Genomic DNA, 19,041 nt, shown 5'->3' on the forward strand with positions numbered 1-19,041 from the left:
GTGGCTGACCGGTCCAAGCTGTCGCAAACAGGACAACCCGCGTGTTGCAATGACGCAAGACACCGGGCAAGGACCGCTATATGGAATACGGTAGTCCAGCCGAAAGACGCTCAAAATGATGAACCTGCCTCACCTTTCTTTTTTGCGCTCGTTCGAGGCCGCAGCACGTCATCTGAGCTTTACCAGCGCGGCAGAAGAACTGAACTGCACCCAGTCGGCCGTCAGCAACCATGTGCGGTCGCTGGAAGACTTCATCAAACGCCCCCTGTTTGTGCGCCATGCCAGGTCCCTGTCTCTGACGGACGTTGGCCGGGCCTACCTGCCGTCGGTGCGCCACGCCTTGCAAGAGATCGACGTGGCAACCCAATCGATTGTCCTGAGATCGCACACGCCTTCGGTCGTGATTTCTTGTCCGGTCAGCCTGGCCGAGAATTGGCTGCCCGAAATCATCAAGGGGTTTTCCGCGCGCCATCCCGATATCAGCCTGACCATCCATGGCACCATCTGGACCGATGTCGAGGCGAACGTATCGGATCTGTCCGTCACGATTAACCATGTCGATGATGCGGTGGACGGGATGACAAAGCTGTGGACAGAAAAGCTGTCGGTTGTCTGCGCACCCGATTTTCTGGTCGAGGGGCAGCCTCTGGCAGACCCCCGGCAACTGGAAGATGCACGCGTGATCCACATTCTGGGTCGTCCGGCGTATTGGGAAAAAGTGGCCGCCCATTTCGAACTTCAGGATCTCAACCAGAAAGAAGGACACCGCACAAATTCCTCCAATCTGGCCCTGGAGCTTGCGGCCAAATCTTTGGGTTGCGTGGCGTTGCCCCGAGCGTTGACCCGATCCTATGTCGAGCGCGGTTTGCTGGTTGAACCTTTCGCCTTCGATCTGGACAGCCCCTGGGCCTACTATGCAAAGCTCAGGAACAAGACAGCCAGCCCCTCGGTCCGTCTGTTTCAGGATTGGTTGTTGGATGCAACAACGCGGATGGATGGCTAAGCCGCTCGGCCCCTCCCGACAATGTGTATTCAGGGTGCGGTGGCCAGCGCGGGTTGACTGTCGCGCAGGCGATGACCTTTGGGATCGAATGGCGGTTCAGCCAGCATTCTGGCCTGATGCGGTGTGCCCAGAATAAAGACCTCGACCGTGTCGCCGGGTTTGGCCACTTGCGGATTGGCATAGCCAATGGCCAGAGATTTCCCAACCGAATACCCGTAGGCCCCCGATGTCACCCGGCCTACGGGTGTGCCATCCGGGGTAAAGATCGGCTCGCCACCAGTGGCATCTGCCTCGGACACCTCGACCTCGAAGATCGACAATACTTCGCGCGCGGGGTTGTCCTTGACTGAAAGGTAAGCGTCTTTGTGCAGGAAATCCTTGTCGAGCTTGATCAGGCCCGCAAGTCCAACCTCTTGCGGCCAGTATTCCTGAGAATACTCGCGACCCCACGAGCCATAGCCTTTTTCGATACGCAACGCGCCCAGCGCGCGACCGCCGACCGGACCGCCACCCAGGTCTTTGGCCGCATCCAGCAGCGCCATGTAAAGGCGAACCTGGTCCGCTTCGGCGCAATGCAACTCCCATCCCAGATCGCCGGTAAAACTGACGCGAATGGCAAGGCAGCTGACCCCCGCCACGTCGATGGTCTGTGAGCGCATAAAGCGGAACGCATTATTCGAAAGATCCGCATTGGTTAGGCGTTGCAACAGGTCGCGCGATTTCGGCCCTGCCACGTTGAACCCCGCGATCCGGTTGGTGGCGACCTCAAGCGTGGTGCCTTCGGGCAGGTCCACCATGTTGAAAAAGCGTTGGTGATAGCGTTCGGCCATGCCCGAACCGATCATCATGTATTCGTCCTGGGCCACTTTGGTGATGGTGAAGTCACCCGCCACACCGCCCCGGACCGAGATCAGAGGCGTCAGGCAAGACCGGCCAACTTCGGTTGGCACCCGGTTGGCAACCAGGGCGTCAAGCCAGTCATTGGCCCCCGGTCCCTTGATCACGTAGTTTGCGAAATTCGAGATATCGATGACGCCCACATGATCGCGCAGCATCTGCACCTCGCGCCCAACCGGATCAAACCAGTTCTGGCGAGTGAAGCCGTTGGTTTCGACCGTGCCGGGTTGACCCGCGAACCAAAGCGGATGTTCCCAGCCACAGTTCAGTCCAAAGACGCACCCCATGTCTTTTTGCATCTCATATGCCGGGCGCACACGCGCCGGACGGCCTGCGCTGCGTTCTTCATTCGGGAAATGGATGGCAAACCGGTGGGTATACTGGTCCTCGACCCGCGCCTTGGTAAAGGTCTTGTCGGCCCAATCGCCGAACCGCGCCAAATCCCAGGCGAACATGTCGTATTGCGGCTCGCCCTCGATCATCCATTGTGCGGCCAACAGACCCAGCCCCCCGGATTGCGAGAAACCCGGAATGATGCCGGTGCAGCAGAAATAATTCTTCAACTCGGGTACCGGCCCCCAGATCGCGTTGGAATCCGGCGACCAGATCATTGGGCCGTTGATCACCCGCTTGACCCCGGCGGTGGCCGCAACAGGCACCCGTTCAGTGGCGCGAATGACGTTTTCCATGATCCGGTCCAGATCGTCAGGAAACAGGTCATGGGCAAAATCCAGCGGTGTACCGCCTTCAGCCCAGAACTTCATGTCCTTCTCATAAGCGCCAATCAGCAGACCATTGCCTTCCTGCCGGAAGTAGTATTCCCCGTCCCGGTCGGCAATCGAGGGCAAACGGCGGCCCAGCCTGGCGACTTCATCGATGGATTCTGTGACGAAATACTGGTGTTCGGTCGGTTGCAGCGGCAGTTCGATGCCGGCCAGCGCCGCGACCTCGCGCCCCCAAAGACCACCCGCATTGACCACCCATTGCGTGTGAATATCGCCCTTTTCGGTGCGTACGATCCACGTGCCATCCGGCTGCTGCTGGGTCCCGATCACCGGGCAAAACCGCTCAACAGTGGCACCCATCGCGCGCGCACCGGCGGCATAGGCCATGGTTACGCCGGACGGGTCCACATTGCCGCCGTCGGGTTCGTACATGATACACCGGATGTCGTCGAACTGGGCCAGCGGATGCAGATCCTTGGCCTGCTCACGGCTGATCTCGTGGAAGTTCAGTCCATAAAACCGCGCCTTGGCCTCTTGCAGGCGGAGCTGATGCTCGCGGTCTTCAGTCTGGGCCAGATACAGCGAGCCGGGTTGAAACACGCCACAACCCTGTCCGGTTTCTTTCTCCAGCTCTTTATACAGGTTCATAGTATAGTGCTGGATACGCGTGACGTTGTTGTTGTCGTGCAGCCCATGGATGTTCGCCGCTGCGTGCCAGGTCGAGCCCGAGGTCAACTCATCCCGCTCAAGCAGAACCACATCCGTCCAACCCAGCTTAGCCAGGTGATACAGGATCGAGCAGCCGACAAGACCGCCTCCAATCACAACAGCCTGTGCGTGACTCTTCATCTAAAACCTCCCGCCGGTACGGCTGCTACGGGCTTCACTTTTCCAAGAAAACGGACCGCCAACACTGCGCTGTCGTGCAAATAAACGAAGTCTCGCACCGAAGCGTGCAGAGCTTTGCGCCGAGAGTGTATCTGGATTTGCGGCATTTGGGCCCTGTTCGCAGCACTTGGATCACCTACCGTGCAGGTATAATCCGCAGGTGCCGCGAATGCTCACAAAGAAATCTGGGGCAATGCGTTTGAATTTCGCATGCATTGCCCAATCCGAGCCGAGGCCACACTGAACCCCCGACCTTACGGCCGGGGCCAGCTTTGCTATCCCATCGGATCGACAAGTTTGTTCAGCACGCGGTCTTTTGTCAGTTGACCGATGATCGCCCCATCTTCGGTCACGCCAACCGGCGCGTTGTCGTCTTCAAAGCCTTGAATAACCGAACGGATATCGGTGCCCGCATCGACCGAGCGCGCGGGCACACCCGTTGCCGGTTCCATGACATCCCGGGCACATAAAACACCCAATGGATTCATATGGGCCACAAAGTCCGCCACATACTCGTCCTCGGGCTTTGAGTAGATTTCCGAAGGCGTCCCGCATTGCACGATGCGGCCCCCTTCCATGATGGCGATGCGGTTGCCGATCTTGAAGGCTTCGTCCAGGTCATGCGAAACGAAGATGATCGTGCGCTTCAACTTTTCCTGCAATCGCAGCAGCTCGTCCTGCAACTTGGTTCGGATCAGCGGGTCCAGCGCCGAGAACGGCTCGTCCATCAGCAGGATCGGGGCTTGCGTGGAAAACGCGCGGGCAAGTCCGACACGCTGTTGCATGCCACCAGATAGCTCTCCGACCTTGCGGTCCGCCCAGTCCGACAGACCGACCAAGGCAAGCTGTTCGTCGGTTCGTTGCATCCGGTCGGCCCGGGACATGCCCGACAGTTCCAGCCCAAGCCAGACATTTTCACGAACCGAGCGCCAGGGCAGCAGACCAAACTGTTGGAACACCATCGCAATATGGTTCTGCCGCATGCGTCGAAGAGTGCGGGCATCGGCGTTGGTGATGTCCACCATCCCCGCACCGTCCGATACCCGAACAGCCCCGCGGATCACCGCGTTCAACCCGTTTACGGCCCGCAGCAGCGTGGATTTTCCGGACCCCGACAACCCCATCAGAACCAGGGTTTCGCCTTCCTGAACGGTCAGCGAGCAATTGTGGACGCCCAGCACCTGACCACAGGCCTCTTTGACCGTCGCGCGGTCCTGTCCCTTGTCCATGAAGGGCAAAGCACTTTTGGGGTTCTCACCAAATGCGATCGAGACGTTGTCAAACTCAACTGCGGTCATGGCCTAGCGCTCCACTCTCAGGACGCGATCAAGGATGATCGCAACAACAACGATGACAAAACCGGATTCAAAGCCAAGGGCCGTGTTCACCTGGTTCAACGCCCGGACAACGGGGACACCCAGACCGTCTGCCCCAACAAGGGCCGCGATCACGACCATGGATAGCGACAGCATGATGGTCTGGTTCAGACCGGTCATGATCTGAGGCAGGGCATAAGGCAGTTCGACCTTCCAAAGTGTCTGGGAATTGGTGGCCCCAAAGGCCTCGGCGGCTTCCAGCAGCGGGGTCGGGGTCGAGGACACACCCAGATGGGTCAGACGGATCGGTGCGGGCAAAACAAAGATCACTGTCGCGATCAGACCCGGCACCATGCCGATGCCAAAAAACACGATGGCCGGGATCAGATATACAAAAGTCGGCAGCGTTTGCATCAGGTCCAGTACCGGCCGCATGGCGATATAAAGCCTGGGCCGGTGCGCCGCCGCGATACCAATGGGCACCCCAATGGCCATACAGACCAGACAGGATGACAAAACCAGCGTAAGGCTTTCGGTTGTTTCCTCCCAGTAACCCTGATTAAGGATGAACAGGAAGCCCAGCGCCACGAACAGGCAAATCTTCCAATTGCGTTGCAACAGCCATGTGATGCCAACAAAAACGGCTACGACGATCAAGGGATGCGGGGTTTGCATCACCCACAGAATGCCATCGATCAACCCTTCGAGAACCCAGGACAGCCAATCGAAAAACGGTTCCCCAACCTCCTGAAGCCATTCAAAAACCGCTTTGGCCGTCTTTCCGACGGGAATCTTGTTGTCGGTCAGCCAATCCATCTGTCCGCCTTTCCGTGTATTTCGGGCCTGCGATCAGGCCAAAAAAAGCCCTCCGCCACGAACCCGCAGCGAAGGGCGTTCAGATTTATTGACCCACAGCTGAGTTCACTGCGGCGACTGCATCACCACCATCACGCGTGGTCACACCGTCCAGCCATGCGGTGTAGGCGTCGGGATTGGCCTTCAGCCAGGCGCTGGCGGCATCTGCCGGATCCTCGCCGTCATCCAGGATGGCGGCCATGATCTCGTTTTCCATCGCCAGCGAGAATTCCAGATTGTTCAGCAGCGCGCCGATGTTCGGACATTCCTCGGCATAGCCTTTGCGCGTGTTCGTAAACACGGTCGCACCACCGAAGTTGGGACCAAAGAACTCATCCCCGCCGGTCAGGTATGACATTTCGAAATTGGCATTCATCGGGTGCGGTTCCCAACCCAGGAACACGATCGGCTCGTCCCTGCGAGACGCGCGATCGACCTGCGCCAGCATGCCCTGCTCTGAGCTTTCGGCCACTTCGAACCCGGACAGCCCAAACGAATCGCCATCAATCATCGACTGGATCAGTCGGTTGCCGTCATTGCCCGGCTCGATGCCGTAAATCTTTCCCTCCAGAGCGTCGGCTTGACCGGCGATATCTGCGAAATCCTTGATTCCCATTTCCGACGCTACGGCATTGACAGCCAGCGTGTACTTGGCGCCTTCCAGGTTGGCACGGAGGGTTTCGACCGTTCCAGCCTCGCGATAGGGTGCGATATCGCCTTCCATGGTCGGCATCCAGTTGCCAAGAAACACGTCAATGTCACCCGCGGCCATCGATGTGTAAGTGACTGGGACCGAGAGGATTTTGATCTCGGTGTCATAACCCAGGGCCTCAAGAACTGTCGTGGTTGCTGCCGTGGTCGCGGTGATGTCGGTCCAGCCCACATCCGAAAACACAACCTCATCACAGTTGGCATATGCCGATCCGACCGAAGCCAGAAGAGCGATTGTGGAAAGTGATGTCAGAGTTTTCATTGATACATCCCTGTTTTTGATTGACTGGTTAGTTAGGAAAAATAATTGCCAAGTAGTCAAGGCTTATTGTTCACGGGGTCCTAGATACAGGCAACAGTTTATTCAATGAAACTGGCATTCTGCGATAGCCCGGGCAGTGGGGATCAACGCAGGCGTGTCTTGCCAGGTCGAACCCCATGAGCGATGGTCAGGTTCCGTTCAACACCGACACCCATGCCCGGCCAAAACCCCGCTATCTGGTCGTTTGACGCGGAACCAATCGAACCGGTGTGCGTAGATAGGGGGCCGGCACGACCGAGTCCTCAAGCCACTTCAGCACTGTTTCAGCAACCTGCTTACCAAATGCATCCACGCCACAATGCACAGTCGACAGCGCGGGCCAGCTTTCGGCGGCTTCCTGAATGTCGTCAAACCCGATGATCTGAAATTCTTCGCCAACCGGGCGGCCCGCCTCGCGGCAGCCATTGATCAGCCCGAAGGCAACAAGGTCATTGAAACACACCGCCGCCTCGCATTCGGGATGTTCCGCAAACAAACGGGCGGCGATTGACTGGCCGAAGGAACGGCTGCTGTGACCGGTCAGAACATGTGGTGGCAAGCCCTGTTCTTTCATGACCTGCAGATAGCCCGATACCCGTTCATGTGTGACCTCCTGCCCCTCAAGCCCACCGATGAACGCGATATGTCGCGCGCCGGTCTCCAGCAGAAACCGTGTCGCAATGCGCCCGCCCTGCTCATAGTCGGGTGCGATAAAAGGGATTGATCCGGACGGGCTGCCAATCCGTCTCAAAACCTGCATCATGGGCACCCGGGCGCGCTCAACCGCTTGCAGGACGTTCTGCGCGTCGCCATAGGCAGGCGACAGGATCAAAGCCGAGACACCGTGTTCCAGCATCGCGCCAATCACCTGATCCTGAATTTCCGGGTCCTCGTTTGTGTTCGCGACCACCACCGCGTATCCGCGAGATCCAAGTGCCATTTGCAAAGAGGTCGCAAACTCCGTGAAGAACGGGTTGTTCAGGTTGTTGATCACAAGTCCGATCAGCGCGGTACCCGAAGATCGCAAGTTGGCAGCGGATCGGTTGTAAACATATCCGATCTCTTTCATGGCCGCATGAACCAGATCCCGAGTTTCGGATTTGACCTGCGCGCTGCCCTGCAAAACAAGACTGACCGTCGACTTCGACACACCAGCCTTTTGGGCGACATCTATGATCGTCGGTCTGCGCATTCCGCCTATTGATCAACCCCATGCAGGCTCAGCAAAGTTTTCATTCGCGCCATAGCCAAACCCGGATCGGAAAGCAAACCCGCCTGATCTGCCAAACGGAATACTGCCGCATAGTGGCAGATGTCGCGGCTGGATTGAAACCCGCCGGGCATGATGAAATGGGTCTGTGATCCGTTCAACCAGGCCAGATAGGCGATCCCCGCCTTGTAAAACCGAGTTGGCGCGCGAAAGATCTCGCGGCTGAGCGGTACGGTCGGCGCAAGGAGCGCATGGTAGCGATCCAGATCGTTCTGCGCCAATGCCTCAAGTGCCTGGCTGGCCGCCGGGGCAATGGCCGCGAAGATGCCCAATAGTGCGTGAGAATAATAATCCCCGTTCCCGGCAATCAGATCAGCATAGTTGAAATCATCCCCGGTATAGAGACGCACCCCGTCTGGCAGGCGCCTGCGAAACGCCTCTTCCTGCGCCTGATCGAGCAATGAGATTTTGATGCCATCGACCTTGGCCGGGTTCTCGGCGATCAGCGACAGCACAAAATCGCTGGCCTGATCCACATCTGTACTGCCCCAATATCCGGCCAGGGCCGGATCGAACATGTCGCCCAGCCAATGCAAGATCACCGGCTCTGCCGCCCCGTCGATCAGGGCGCGATAGACATCGTGGTAAGTCTCGGGCCCGGCTTTGATAGCCGGGAAAGCGCGCGAGGCCATCAGGATCAACTGGCCGCCAGCGGCTTCGATGGCCTCGGCCTGATGTTCATAGGCTGACAGGATTTCCCCGGCCGTGTTCAACGCGCTTTGGGGCACGTGATCTGTCCCCGCCCCACAGGCCACACGTGGGGTCAAGGGGTGCGCTTTGGCCGCCGCCATGGTGCGTTGGATCAGTTCCAGCGCTGTTTCCCAATCGACACCCATGCCGCGTTGGGCGGTGTCCATGGCCTCGGCCAGGCCCAAGCCTTGGTCCCACAATCCTTGCCGGAAGTTCAGGGTCGCGTCCCAGTCTACCGCCGGGCGGCTATCCCATGGGTTCCGCTCGGCCAGAGGGTCCGAGACCACATGTGCCGCGGCAAAAGCGGTGCGTGTCAACGCCACCCGTGGCGCGCGAGGAACCAAAGGCGTTCCGGTCAGTGTGTAAGGTTCCAACTGGCCGTCGCGGTTTGGCAATGTCAGTGTCATGGTCTCAAACCTCCAGATCCAGCACCAGAATGCCGTCTATCCCACCCACGGCGTTGGCAACCAGCTGCGCGCCGCAGGCTTTGTGATCTTCGTTGACCTGATAGGTCGCCAAGGCATCCCAATCATCGAAATCAATCACGAAGCCATGCATATAGCCGCGTTCGATCTGTTCGGGGCTTTGGCTACGGCCCCCGGTAAAGCCTTTGGCTCCGGGAAGCTGTTCGGCCACTTCGGCCAATTTGCCATAGATCTGCGCAACCGTTTCCTCGGTCACGTCAGAGCGGAATTTCGTCAGAACGATATGGCGGATCATTGCGCAAATCCTTGATCTTGTTTGATCATATCGGCGGCCTTTTCGCCGATCATGATCGTGGGGGCGTTGGTGTTCGAAGAGTTGACAGTTGGCATGATCGCGGCATCCGCGACGCGAAGACCCTCGATCCCGTTGAACCTCAGACGCGGGTCCAGCACGGCCTGGTCATCATTGCCCATGCGACAGGTGCCCGCGCAGTGATGCGAGGTTTTGGAATGCACGCAGATGAAATCGAAATAGTCCTGTTCGGTCCGTACAGTCGGACCCGGCAGGCGTTCAGCCAGAACATAGGGTTTCAACGCATCCTGTGCGAGGATGCTTTGCACCAGTTTCAGACCGCGGATCGACATTTCCCGGTCATACGGATCGGCCAGATAGTTCGGATCGATCAGTGGTATCGCCGTCGGGTCGGCGCTTTGCAACCGCACCGTCCCCCGAGACCGAGGCCGCAGGAAGCAGGCATTCAGCGTGACACCCCCATTGGGCATCGCCTCGACCCCCGCTTCGATCCCGGTGCCCAGACCCAGATGCATCTGAATGTCGGGCGAACGCGCATCGGGGTCGGCATACCAGAACCCGCCGGTTTCAAACAGGCTGGACGCGACCGGCCCCTTGCGGGTGAACAGGTATTGCAGTCCTGCCAGCGCCGACAGGTGCAGCTTGGCAAAACGGTCATAGGTATGCGGCCCAGTGACCTCGCAAATCGAATAGAGATCAAGGTGGTCCTGCAGGTTCGCCCCGACCTGAGGCTGGTCGTAGATCGTCTTGATCCCAAGACTTTCCAGATGATCCGCCGGACCAATCCCAGACAGTTGCAGCAGACGGGGTGAACCGATGGCGCCTGACGACAAGATCACCTCGCGCGCAGCGGTGATCCTTTCACCACTCATCATCTCAACGCCGGTGGCGCGACCGTTCCCGACCACGATCCGGCGGACCTGCGCCCCCATGCGCACGGTCAGGTTCGGGCGATTCCGGTTGGGTGCCAGAAACGCCATCGCGGCCGAGGACCGGCGCGCGTTGCGTTGCGTCAGCTGATAGTACCCTGCCCCATCCTGTTTTGCGCCGTTCACGTCCCGCGTTTCGGGAATGCCGACCTGCCCTGCCGCTTTGATATAGGCATCGCAGATCGGCAAGGGCGCTGCGGGCATCGACACGCCCAACGGGCCGCCCTTGCCGTGAAATTCGTTTTCGTAGCAGTCATTGTCTTCGGACTTCTTGAAATAGGGCAGGACATCGTCATAGCCCCAGCCTTCGCACCCCATCTGTCGCCAGTCGTCGTAATCCTGCGCCGCGCCACGGGTATAGATTTGCGCATTGATCGCCGACCCGCCGCCAATCACCTTGGCCTGCGTGTAGTTGAACACCTTGCCCCGCATATGTGTCTGAGGAACCGTCGACCAGCCCCAGCTGCCGATACCTTTGGTCATTTTTGCAAAACCGGCAGGCAGGTGAAAAAACGGATGGCGGTCTGACGAGCCGGCCTCAAGCAGAAGCACCCGGGCTGAAGGTTCTTCGGACAGACGGGCCGCAACGACTGAACCTGCCGAACCGCCGCCAATCACAATGAAATCATATCCGTCAGACATTCTGATGTGTCCTGAACTAGAGCCGTGGAATGGACAGCCCACCATCGACGGGGATGGCGGCGCCGGTGGCGAACTGCATCTGGCCGTCGACGATGGGGATGACGACCGAGCCGACATCCATCGGCTCACCCCATCGCGCCGCGGGAACCAGCCCGCCCTCGATCCGGTCAGTGTATTTGTCACGCACACCGGCCGTCATTTCAGTAGCAATAATGCCGGGGCGCAGTTCGAAAACCCCGATCCCGTGCGGGGCCATGCGCACGGCGAACAGTTGCGCCATCATTGCAGCGGCGGCCTTGGACACGCAGTATTCCGCGCGCTCGATGGACACCATCGTGGCGCTGACCGAAGTAACAAAGGTGATCGAGCGATAGACGTCCTGAGGATAGCCCAACATGCGCCGCCCAACCGCTTGCGCCAGAAAGAATGCCCCGCGTAGATTGATGTTCTGCACCAAATCCCAACTCTCGGGCTTCAACTCCAGCATGTCGCCCCGCTCGGGCGCACCGACACCGGCATTGTTGATCAGTGCAGTGATCGGACCCAATTGTGCTTCGATCTCATCCAGCAAAACGGGCACGTGATCGATATCAGACACGTCGTGCTGGACGTAGATCGCATTGGGGCCCAGCGCCGACAACGCCCCTTGCACCGCCGGTTTGTCCGGCTCGGAACGCGACGCCAGCGCCACCTTGTACCCAGCGTCGATCAGCACGCGCGAGATACCCAGGCCAATGCCTTGCTGACCGCCTGTGACCAGGGCAACTCGGGTCATGCTGCAAACTCCGTTTGTAGGATGTGACGACCCGTGCGCAGGGCCAATGCGGCAATGGTCAGGGCCGGGTTTACGGCGGCTGAGGTCGGCAAGACAGAGGCGTCGACGATGAACAGGTTCGGATGATCATGGCTGCGGCAGAACGGGGTCACCACACTGTTGGACGGGTCATCCCCCATTCGCGCTGTGCCGCATTGATGCGACGGGGTGCGACGGTCGAAAGGCCGCGACAGGACAATCGGAAACCCGGCCCGGCGCAGATGCTGTTTCAACTTTGCCACCAGTGCCTGATGCGCCTGCCAGTTCGAGCGTTTCCAGTCCAGCCGGATTTGATCGCCTGCGAGTGTAACCCGGCTGTCGGGGTTGGGCAGGTCCTCGGACATAGCATAAAAATCAAAGCTGCGATTTGCGATCAGCGCGGCAAGTGGGCCGGGCAATCCCGTCTGAGATGCGAGAATAGGACCGGTGATCTTGCCCAGCATCTGGATATTGCCCAATGGCGTGCCGCCCTGCCCGCCCCCATTGTAGTAGTCGTTGAACATCAACGTCTTCTGATAGATCGACCGGTTGCGACGCAATGGATGCAAGGCCAAAACGGCCGAACAATTGTGGTTCATGAAGTTTCGCCCGACCTGATCCGAGCGGTTCGCCAGACCAGTTGGGCAATTGTCATTCGCGGATTTCAACAACAGCACGGCCGATTGGACGGCCCCTGCTGACAAAACCACCAGCGGTGCCCGGAGTGTTCCCTGCCCCGTGACCTCGACGCCGGTAATCCGCCCGTCATCATCGCTCAGCAATGTGTTGACGGACGATCGGGTCAAAAGCGTGACATTGTCATGCGCAAGGGCCTTGGCCAGAGCGCAGGTTTCGGCATCCATCTTGCCGCCGCATGTGTTTGGAAACGCATCCCACGTGGTCTGGCCCGCAGCCAGCCAGCGGTCGATATCCACGCCCAAAGGAACAGATGCCGGGGATAGCCCCGCGCCGCGCAACCGCTTTCGCAAGTCGGCCATATCCGGTTCATCCATCACCGGCGGGTATGGATATCGACCACTATGGAGAGGCTCGGTCGGGTCCTCATCGGCAGTCCCGCGCACCGCGTATAGCTGCTCTGCCGCCGCGTAGTCCTGTTCCAGATCGTCATAGCGGATTGGCCAACCGAGAGACCCCCCGCCCATATGCTGTCGCGGTTCGAAATCCTCGGCCCGATAGCGGATCAGCGCCGCTCCATAAAACTTGGAGTTGCCGCCGACGCAATAGTAATTGCCGGGATTGAACGGCTGCCCGTCCCCGTCCAGCCAGGTCTCATCGGGGCGAAAATGCCCGTCGCCAAAGATCGCCTTTGGGTCTCGATCCACAGAGGACGGGCGCAGATGCGCCCCACGTTCGAGGATCAGAATGCGACGGCCCGAGGGCGCAAGAGCTGCAGCCAGCGTTGCCCCCCCGATCCCCGATCCGATGATTATGACATCGGCCTGTGTCACGGAACAATCCGCGTCTCGCTGTCAGGATCAAAAGCCACTGCCTTTTCCATGTTAACGGCAAAGTCGAAATCCTGACCGGGCGCGACCTCGGCATCCGAACGCATCCGGGCGATTACATCCCTGCCGCCAAGTTGCATCGACACGAACGTGTCCGAGCCCGCCGGTTCGGTCACAACAATCCGGTTGGTCATTTGCGCGATGTTCGAGGATTTGCGGTCCGCACCATCCATATCGGTGATGGTTTCAGGACGAATGCCAAGCAGGATATCCCGCCCGTCCCACGCGGCCAGATTGTCCTGACTGAAAGGCAGCTGCGCCATTGATCCGTCATGCAGCGCGACCTCGGCATGCGGGCGGCCATTCAGCACGGTCACTTTCGCAGGTACCACATTCATCGCCGGCGAGCCCATGAAGGTTGCCACAAAGATGTTGGCCGGGGTGTCATAGATCTCCTGCGGCGAACCCAGCTGTTGCACATAGCCGCCATTCATCACGGCGATACGGCTGGACAGGGTCATCGCCTCGATCTGGTCATGGGTCACGTAAACGATGGTGGTGCCAAGGTTCTGGTGCAGCTTCTTGATCTCGGTCCGCATGTCCACACGCAGCTTGGCGTCCAGGTTGGACAGCGGCTCGTCAAACAGGAACACATCCGGTTCCCGCACCAGCGCGCGGCCCATGGCGACGCGCTGTCGCTGACCCCCTGACAATTGACCGGGCCTGCGATCCAGCAGCTGTTCGATCTGCAACAGCTTGGCGACCTCTTGCATCGCCGTGTCGCGTTGGGCTTTGGGCACGCCGTGCATTTCAAGCCCAAAGGTGATGTTCTGCCCAACTGTCATGTTCGGATAGAGCGCGTAACTTTGGAACACCATGGCGATGTTGCGGTTGGACGGGTGGACCCCGTTCATCACCTGATCCTTGATGCGAATCTCGCCGCTGGTGATTTCTTCCAGCCCCGCGATCATGTTCAGCAGGGTCGACTTGCCACAACCCGAAGGGCCGACAAGAACCAGGAACTCACCTTCCTGTACCGAGATATCGACCTTGTGCAGAACCTCGACCGCTCCGTAGGATTTGGTCGCGTTGTCTATGTCCAGAAAACCCATGAGGCCTTATCCTTTCACGGAACCCGCCATCAGACCGCGGACGAAATATCGACCGGCCACGATGTAGACGAGCAGAGTTGGCATGGCGGCCAGAATGGCGCCTGCGAAATGAACATTGTATTCCTTCACACCGGTCGATGACTGCACCAGGTTGTTCAGTGCCACAGTCATCGGCTGGCTGTTGGCGTCGGCGAAAGACGCGCCAAACAGGAAGTCATTCCAGATATTGGTGAATTGCCAGATGATCGACACCACGGCGATCGGGCCAGAGCTGGGCAGCAGGATGCGCCAGAAAATCTGGAAGAAGCCTGCGCCGTCGATCTGCGCGGCCCGGATCAGCTCGGTCGGGAACACGGCATAATAGTTGCGGAAGTACAGCGTTGTGAAACCGATGCCATAAACCACATGCACCAGGGCCAGACCCCAGGTGGTGCCCGCCAGCCCGATGATGCCCAGCATCCGTGCCATCGGGATCAGGACGATCTGAAACGGGATGAAACAGGCAAACAACATCAGACCGAACAGGATGGTGTCATACTTGAAACGCCATTTGGTCAGCACATAGCCGTTTAGCGCGCCGAGGATGGTCGAGACGATCACCGCCGGAACAACCATCTTGATGGAGTTCCAGAAATAGGGCTTCAGCCCCGTCGGATCGACCCCGATCTGGGCCGAGGACCACGCTTTGAGCCATGGCTCAAGGGTAAAGACCTGCGGCAGGTTCATCATGCCGCCGCCGGTGATCTCTTCCAGCGGTTTGACCGAGTTCACCAGCATCACATAAAGCGGCAGCAGGTAGAACAAGGCGAACAGCACCAGTACCAGATAGATCAGCGTACGCGTGACCCGGCCCGTGCGAATTGCGGTATCCTGAGTTGCCTGAGACATCAGCGTTTCTCCCGCAGTTCGGCATAGAGATAAGGGATCATGATCGCCGCGATGGTCATTAGCATGATCGTGGCCGAGGCCGCACCGATCCCCATCTGGTTTCGCGTGAACGTGTAGGAATACATGAAGGTTGCGGGCAATTCGGTGGCGCGGCCCGGTCCTCCTCCGGTCAGGGCGATCACAAGGTCAAAGGTCTTGATCGCAAGGTGGCTGAGGATCACGAAGGCCGACAGAAACGCAGGACGCAGCTGCGGGATGATGATACGGCGGTAGAGGTTCCAGTTCGATGCGCCATCCATTTGGGCGGCGCGCAGGATCTCGTTGTCGATGCCGCGCAGACCGGCCAGGAACATGGCCATGACAAACCCACTGGTTTGCCACACGGCGGCCAGAACAACCGTGTAGATGGCAAAGTCACGGTTCTTGATCCAGTCAAACTCGAAACTGGTCCAACCCCATGTATGCATGACGTTTTCCAAACCGATACCGGGGTCCAGAAACCATTTCCATGCGGTGCCGGTGACGATGAAGCTGAGCGCCATAGGGTACAGGTAAATCGGGCGCAACACCCCTTCGCCACGGATTTTCTGATCGAGGAAAATGGCAAGTCCCAAACCAATACAGGTGCAGATCACGATATAGAGGCTCGCGAAGATCCCCATGTTGATCAGCGAGGTCTCCCAATGGCTGAGCCGCCACAGCTTGTTGTAGTTTTCCCAACCGACCCAGCCGAAGGATGGCAGAATGCGGCTGTCGGTGAATGACAGGTAGACCGAAAACAGAATGAAGCCGTAAACAAAGACCAGCATCATCGCCAGCGATGGGGACAGGACCAGTTTGGGGATCCAGTTCTGAAGGCGTGTCTTGAAATCCGCGTCGACTGAACCAGCCATGGCGCGCCCTCCTTCGAGTGGTGGTTTTGAGGCGCGGGGTGTGCCCGCTGGTGACAGGGCGACCCGGTGGCCGCCCCGTCGGATGGATCAGGTGATCACTTGGCGATGGACACTGCGTCAACCAGTTCGACCACGGCCGTTTCACTGTCATATTCGCCGTTGAAATGCGCGGTCACCACGTCATAGACGGCGTTCTTGACCGATGCCGGTGCCGCGTGACCATGGGCCATCGATCCGAACAGGTTGCCCGAAGATGCAGCGGCAGCCAGATCCTTCATGCCTTGCTGCCCGCAGGCATCCAGATCACTTCCGTCCACATCCGTTCGCGCGGGCACTGAGCCTTTTACCTTGTTGAAGGCAATCTGGAAGGACGGCGACAGGATGGCGCTGGCCAATGCGGCCTGCTCAGCTGACACTGAACCGCCCTGATCGAACATCATGAACTGATCGGCGTTGAACGTGACCTGATCGGCAGTGCCGGGGAAACGGAAGCACAGGAAATCCTGACCGGGGACTTTGCCCGCATTCAGAAACTCACCCTTTGCCCAGTCACCCATCATCTGGAAACCGGCTTCGCCATTGATGACCATGGCGGTTGCAAGGTTCCAGTCACGACCCGAGAAATTCTCGTCAACGTTGTCACGGATAAAGGCCATCCGGTCGAACGCCTCTTTCATGGCGTCGCTACCCAAAGCCTCTTCATCCAGATCGACGAACGCAGCCTTATAGCCATCCGGTCCCATGGTCGACATGACAACGGCGTCGAACACGGTCGCGTCCTGCCATGCCTGACCGCCATGAGCAATCGGCGTCACTCCAGCAGCTTTCAGCGCCTCGACCGCGGCCACGAACTCGTCCCAATTCGTGGGCTGAGCAATGCCGTTTGCATCCAGAACCGCCTTGTTGGCCCAGACCCAGTTGGTCGAATGTACGTTCACCGGCGCTGAAACCCATTTGCCATCATGCTTGGCAAAGGCTTTCAACGCATCAGGGACAACGTCGTCCCAACCTTCCTTGGCGGCCACATCGTTCAGGTCAGCCAGCGCACCCTGTGCGGCCCAGTCCTGAATGTCGAACCCCAGACCCTGAACAGCCGTTGGCGCATTGCCGGCCGTCACGCGGGCGCGCAGAACGGTCATCGCCTGCTCACCACCGCCACCGGCGACGGGCATGTCGGTCCAACCGACACCCTGACCGGACAGATCATCCTTGAGAACGTTCAGCGCAGCGGCCTCACCACCCGAGGTCCACCAGTGCAGAACCTCGACCTCTTCGGCCTGTGCCAAGCTGGATGTACACAAAAGCCCGGCCACAATGACTGATTTTGTCTTCAACAAGCGCATTATCGTTTCCTCCCTTAATGCGTTCTTCTTTGTTCAGGCACCGGTTGGTGCATGTCTCAATCCTGCGGCACCCAATGCGCCCGACTGTTGCCGATGCGCATGACCACCGATTTTACCTCGAAAAATTCCTCGAACCCGTAGCGTCCGATTTCCCGCCCCTGCCCGGATTGCTTGACGCCCCCAAAGGCAACCTCGGGGAACCCGTCCATCCAGGTGTTGGTCCAGACCGTGCCCGCTTCTGCGCGGCGGGCGAATTCCAGGCAGGTGTGCACGTCGTCACTCCAAACCCCTGCGGACAGACCGTAAACGCTATCATTGGTCAGGGCGACGGCCTCGTCCAGTGTTTTGAAGGTGAGAATGGCTAAAACCGGGCCAAACACCTCGTCCCGCGCGATAGGCATATCCGGCTGGACATGGGTGACGATGGTCGGCTGATAGAACTGATTGCCAAGCCCTTCAACGCTCAGGCGATTCCCGCCCAAGGCAATCGTCGCGCCCGCCTCTTTTGCCTGCGTGACATATCCATCAATCTTGGCGTTGTGTTCGGGCGTGACGATCGCGCCGACCTGCGTCGACGGGTCAAGCGGATCGCCGAACTTCACCTTGCGCGACAACTCGACCACTTTGGCCGAGAACACCTCGGCGATGTCCTCATGGACGATGATGCGGCTGCTGGAATTGCAACACTGGCCCACGTTGAAATAGACGCCAAACACGACGGCATCGGCAGCCGCGTCCAGATTGGCGTCCGGAAAGATCACCTGTGGGTTCTTGCCGCCCAATTCCAGCGCGACTTTCTTGAGGGTGTCCGAGGCCGTCTTGCTGATCGTCTTACCGACAGCGGTCGAGCCGGTGAAGCTGACCATGTCAACCGCATCATGGCTGGACATGATGCTGCCTACCGGTATGCCGAAACCCAAAACCATGTTGCAGACCCCTGCGGGCAGTCCCGCCTCGATCAGCAATTCACCCAGCATCAGCGTGGACGACGGCGTCATCTCGGACGGTTTCACCACCACTGTACAGCCCGCCGCAAGGGCAAAGGGTAGCTTTTGACTGAGAATCCAGAACGGAAAATTCCACGGGGTGATGATCGATACAACGCCGATGGGTTCTTTCAGAACCACGCCCATCATGTCCGCACCCAGCGTATTGTGGCTGTCGCCATGGGCACTGCGCGCCAACGAGGCCGCATAGCGCCACAGATCGGCGGCCCCGCCGACTTCGCCTTTGGACTGGCTAATCGGTTTGCCGCTTTCCAGCGTTTCAATCACGGCAATGCGGTCGACATGCCGCTCGATCAGATCCGCCACTTTCAACAGGACCGCAGCACGGTCTTTGCCCGAGGCACGGCTCCAGACCCCGCTATCAAATGCTGTACGTGCCGCGGCAATGGCGGCACCGGCTTCCGCCTCTCCCCCCAGGGCCGAGCGGCTGACGACATGTCCATGCGATGGCGAGCGGCGCTCGAACGTTTTGCCCGATGCGCTATCCTGCCACGTGCCGTTGATCAGATGGCGACCCTCAAAACACTCTGGCAGATCGAATGGGACCGCGGGGTTGATCGTGATGTCTTTCATT

The 19,041-nt window shown here is 59.0% G+C and carries 16 protein-coding genes; 1 reads left to right on the plus strand and 15 read right to left on the minus strand.

Annotated features, from left to right (window positions below):
• The first annotated feature begins 115 nt into the window (after positions 1-115).
• Entirely contained in the window at positions 116-1,003 is an 888-nt protein-coding gene (locus ACR0L4_RS13250; RefSeq protein WP_480513551.1) for a LysR substrate-binding domain-containing protein, read from the plus strand.
• A 29-nt stretch (positions 1,004-1,032) separates the two neighbouring features.
• On the opposite strand, the gene ACR0L4_RS13255 is transcribed toward ACR0L4_RS13250, so the two are convergent.
• The 15 genes from ACR0L4_RS13255 to ACR0L4_RS13325 all read right to left on the minus strand — a co-directional run bounded on the left by ACR0L4_RS13255 (position 1,033) and on the right by ACR0L4_RS13325 (position 19,040).
• Complete coding sequence (locus ACR0L4_RS13255) at positions 1,033-3,474, minus strand: GcvT family protein (RefSeq protein WP_480513553.1); 2,442 nt, start codon at positions 3,472-3,474, stop codon at positions 1,033-1,035.
• 314 nt (positions 3,475-3,788) lie between these two features.
• Complete coding sequence (choV, locus tag ACR0L4_RS13260; protein WP_480513555.1) at positions 3,789-4,811, minus strand: choline ABC transporter ATP-binding protein; 1,023 nt, start codon at positions 4,809-4,811, stop codon at positions 3,789-3,791.
• Positions 4,812-4,814: 3 nt separating this feature from the next.
• The gene (gene choW, locus ACR0L4_RS13265) at positions 4,815-5,645 is read right to left on the minus strand and encodes a choline ABC transporter permease subunit (protein ID WP_480513557.1); all 831 of its coding nucleotides are present in this window, start codon (positions 5,643-5,645) and stop codon (positions 4,815-4,817) included.
• 85 nt (positions 5,646-5,730) lie between these two features.
• Entirely contained in the window at positions 5,731-6,657 is a 927-nt protein-coding gene (locus ACR0L4_RS13270) for a choline ABC transporter substrate-binding protein (protein ID WP_480513559.1), read from the minus strand.
• 232 nt (positions 6,658-6,889) lie between these two features.
• Positions 6,890-7,888, minus strand: a complete 999-nt coding sequence (locus tag ACR0L4_RS13275) for a LacI family DNA-binding transcriptional regulator (RefSeq protein WP_480513561.1) — start codon at positions 7,886-7,888, stop codon at positions 6,890-6,892.
• A 5-nt stretch (positions 7,889-7,893) separates the two neighbouring features.
• Complete coding sequence (locus tag ACR0L4_RS13280) at positions 7,894-9,063, minus strand: dihydrodipicolinate synthase family protein (RefSeq protein ID WP_480513563.1); 1,170 nt, start codon at positions 9,061-9,063, stop codon at positions 7,894-7,896.
• Between the two features lie 4 nt (positions 9,064-9,067).
• Positions 9,068-9,376 carry a Dabb family protein gene (locus tag ACR0L4_RS13285; protein WP_170749734.1) on the minus strand — a complete coding sequence of 103 codons (309 nt, stop codon included), beginning with the start codon at positions 9,374-9,376 and terminating at the stop codon, positions 9,068-9,070.
• Positions 9,373-10,965, minus strand: coding sequence for a GMC family oxidoreductase N-terminal domain-containing protein (locus tag ACR0L4_RS13290; protein WP_170749735.1), 1,593 nt, complete (start codon positions 10,963-10,965; stop codon positions 9,373-9,375). The genes ACR0L4_RS13285 and ACR0L4_RS13290 overlap by 4 nt, the downstream gene beginning before the upstream one ends.
• A 16-nt stretch (positions 10,966-10,981) precedes the next feature.
• Positions 10,982-11,740, minus strand: a complete 759-nt coding sequence (locus tag ACR0L4_RS13295; protein ID WP_480513566.1) for a 3-ketoacyl-ACP reductase — start codon at positions 11,738-11,740, stop codon at positions 10,982-10,984.
• Entirely contained in the window at positions 11,737-13,227 is a 1,491-nt protein-coding gene (locus ACR0L4_RS13300) for an FAD-dependent oxidoreductase (RefSeq protein ID WP_480513568.1), read from the minus strand. Before ACR0L4_RS13300 ends, ACR0L4_RS13295 begins: the two co-directional genes overlap by 4 nt.
• Positions 13,224-14,336 carry an ABC transporter ATP-binding protein gene (locus tag ACR0L4_RS13305; protein ID WP_480513570.1) on the minus strand — a complete coding sequence of 371 codons (1,113 nt, stop codon included), beginning with the start codon at positions 14,334-14,336 and terminating at the stop codon, positions 13,224-13,226. The genes ACR0L4_RS13300 and ACR0L4_RS13305 overlap by 4 nt, the downstream gene beginning before the upstream one ends.
• A gap of 6 nt (positions 14,337-14,342) precedes the next feature.
• Entirely contained in the window at positions 14,343-15,224 is an 882-nt protein-coding gene (locus ACR0L4_RS13310) for an ABC transporter permease subunit (protein ID WP_170749739.1), read from the minus strand.
• A complete protein-coding gene (locus ACR0L4_RS13315) occupies positions 15,224-16,117 on the minus strand; it encodes an ABC transporter permease subunit (RefSeq protein WP_170749740.1) in 894 nt (297 codons plus the stop codon). Before ACR0L4_RS13315 ends, ACR0L4_RS13310 begins: the two co-directional genes overlap by 1 nt.
• Positions 16,118-16,212: 95 nt before the next feature.
• Entirely contained in the window at positions 16,213-17,460 is a 1,248-nt protein-coding gene (locus tag ACR0L4_RS13320; protein ID WP_170749741.1) for an extracellular solute-binding protein, read from the minus strand.
• A 56-nt stretch (positions 17,461-17,516) separates the two neighbouring features.
• Positions 17,517-19,040, minus strand: a complete 1,524-nt coding sequence (locus ACR0L4_RS13325; RefSeq protein ID WP_480513573.1) for an aldehyde dehydrogenase family protein — start codon at positions 19,038-19,040, stop codon at positions 17,517-17,519.
• Position 19,041: the final 1 nt, after the last annotated feature.

This window comes from Ruegeria sp. AB5 (assembly GCF_056542645.1).

Excerpts from the sequence above, each read along its gene's own strand:
- choW (WP_480513557.1), bottom strand. The coding sequence starts at position 5,645 with ATGGATTGGCTGACCGACAACAAGATTCCCGTCGGAAAGACGGCCAAA.
- ACR0L4_RS13325 (WP_480513573.1), bottom strand. The coding sequence starts at position 19,040 with ATGAAAGACATCACGATCAACCCCGCGGTCCCATTCGATCTGCCAGAG.
- ACR0L4_RS13270 (WP_480513559.1), bottom strand. The coding sequence starts at position 6,657 with ATGAAAACTCTGACATCACTTTCCACAATCGCTCTTCTGGCTTCGGTC.
- ACR0L4_RS13255 (WP_480513553.1), bottom strand. The coding sequence starts at position 3,474 with ATGAAGAGTCACGCACAGGCTGTTGTGATTGGAGGCGGTCTTGTCGGC.
- ACR0L4_RS13250 (WP_480513551.1), top strand. The coding sequence starts at position 116 with ATGATGAACCTGCCTCACCTTTCTTTTTTGCGCTCGTTCGAGGCCGCA.
- ACR0L4_RS13285 (WP_170749734.1), bottom strand. The coding sequence starts at position 9,376 with ATGATCCGCCATATCGTTCTGACGAAATTCCGCTCTGACGTGACCGAG.
- ACR0L4_RS13310 (WP_170749739.1), bottom strand. The coding sequence starts at position 15,224 with ATGTCTCAGGCAACTCAGGATACCGCAATTCGCACGGGCCGGGTCACG.
- ACR0L4_RS13275 (WP_480513561.1), bottom strand. The coding sequence starts at position 7,888 with ATGCGCAGACCGACGATCATAGATGTCGCCCAAAAGGCTGGTGTGTCG.
- ACR0L4_RS13280 (WP_480513563.1), bottom strand. The coding sequence starts at position 9,063 with ATGACACTGACATTGCCAAACCGCGACGGCCAGTTGGAACCTTACACA.
- ACR0L4_RS13295 (WP_480513566.1), bottom strand. The coding sequence starts at position 11,740 with ATGACCCGAGTTGCCCTGGTCACAGGCGGTCAGCAAGGCATTGGCCTG.
- ACR0L4_RS13320 (WP_170749741.1), bottom strand. The coding sequence starts at position 17,460 with ATGCGCTTGTTGAAGACAAAATCAGTCATTGTGGCCGGGCTTTTGTGT.
- ACR0L4_RS13305 (WP_480513570.1), bottom strand. The coding sequence starts at position 14,336 with ATGGGTTTTCTGGACATAGACAACGCGACCAAATCCTACGGAGCGGTC.
- ACR0L4_RS13315 (WP_170749740.1), bottom strand. The coding sequence starts at position 16,117 with ATGGCTGGTTCAGTCGACGCGGATTTCAAGACACGCCTTCAGAACTGG.
- choV (WP_480513555.1), bottom strand. The coding sequence starts at position 4,811 with ATGACCGCAGTTGAGTTTGACAACGTCTCGATCGCATTTGGTGAGAAC.
- ACR0L4_RS13290 (WP_170749735.1), bottom strand. The coding sequence starts at position 10,965 with ATGTCTGACGGATATGATTTCATTGTGATTGGCGGCGGTTCGGCAGGT.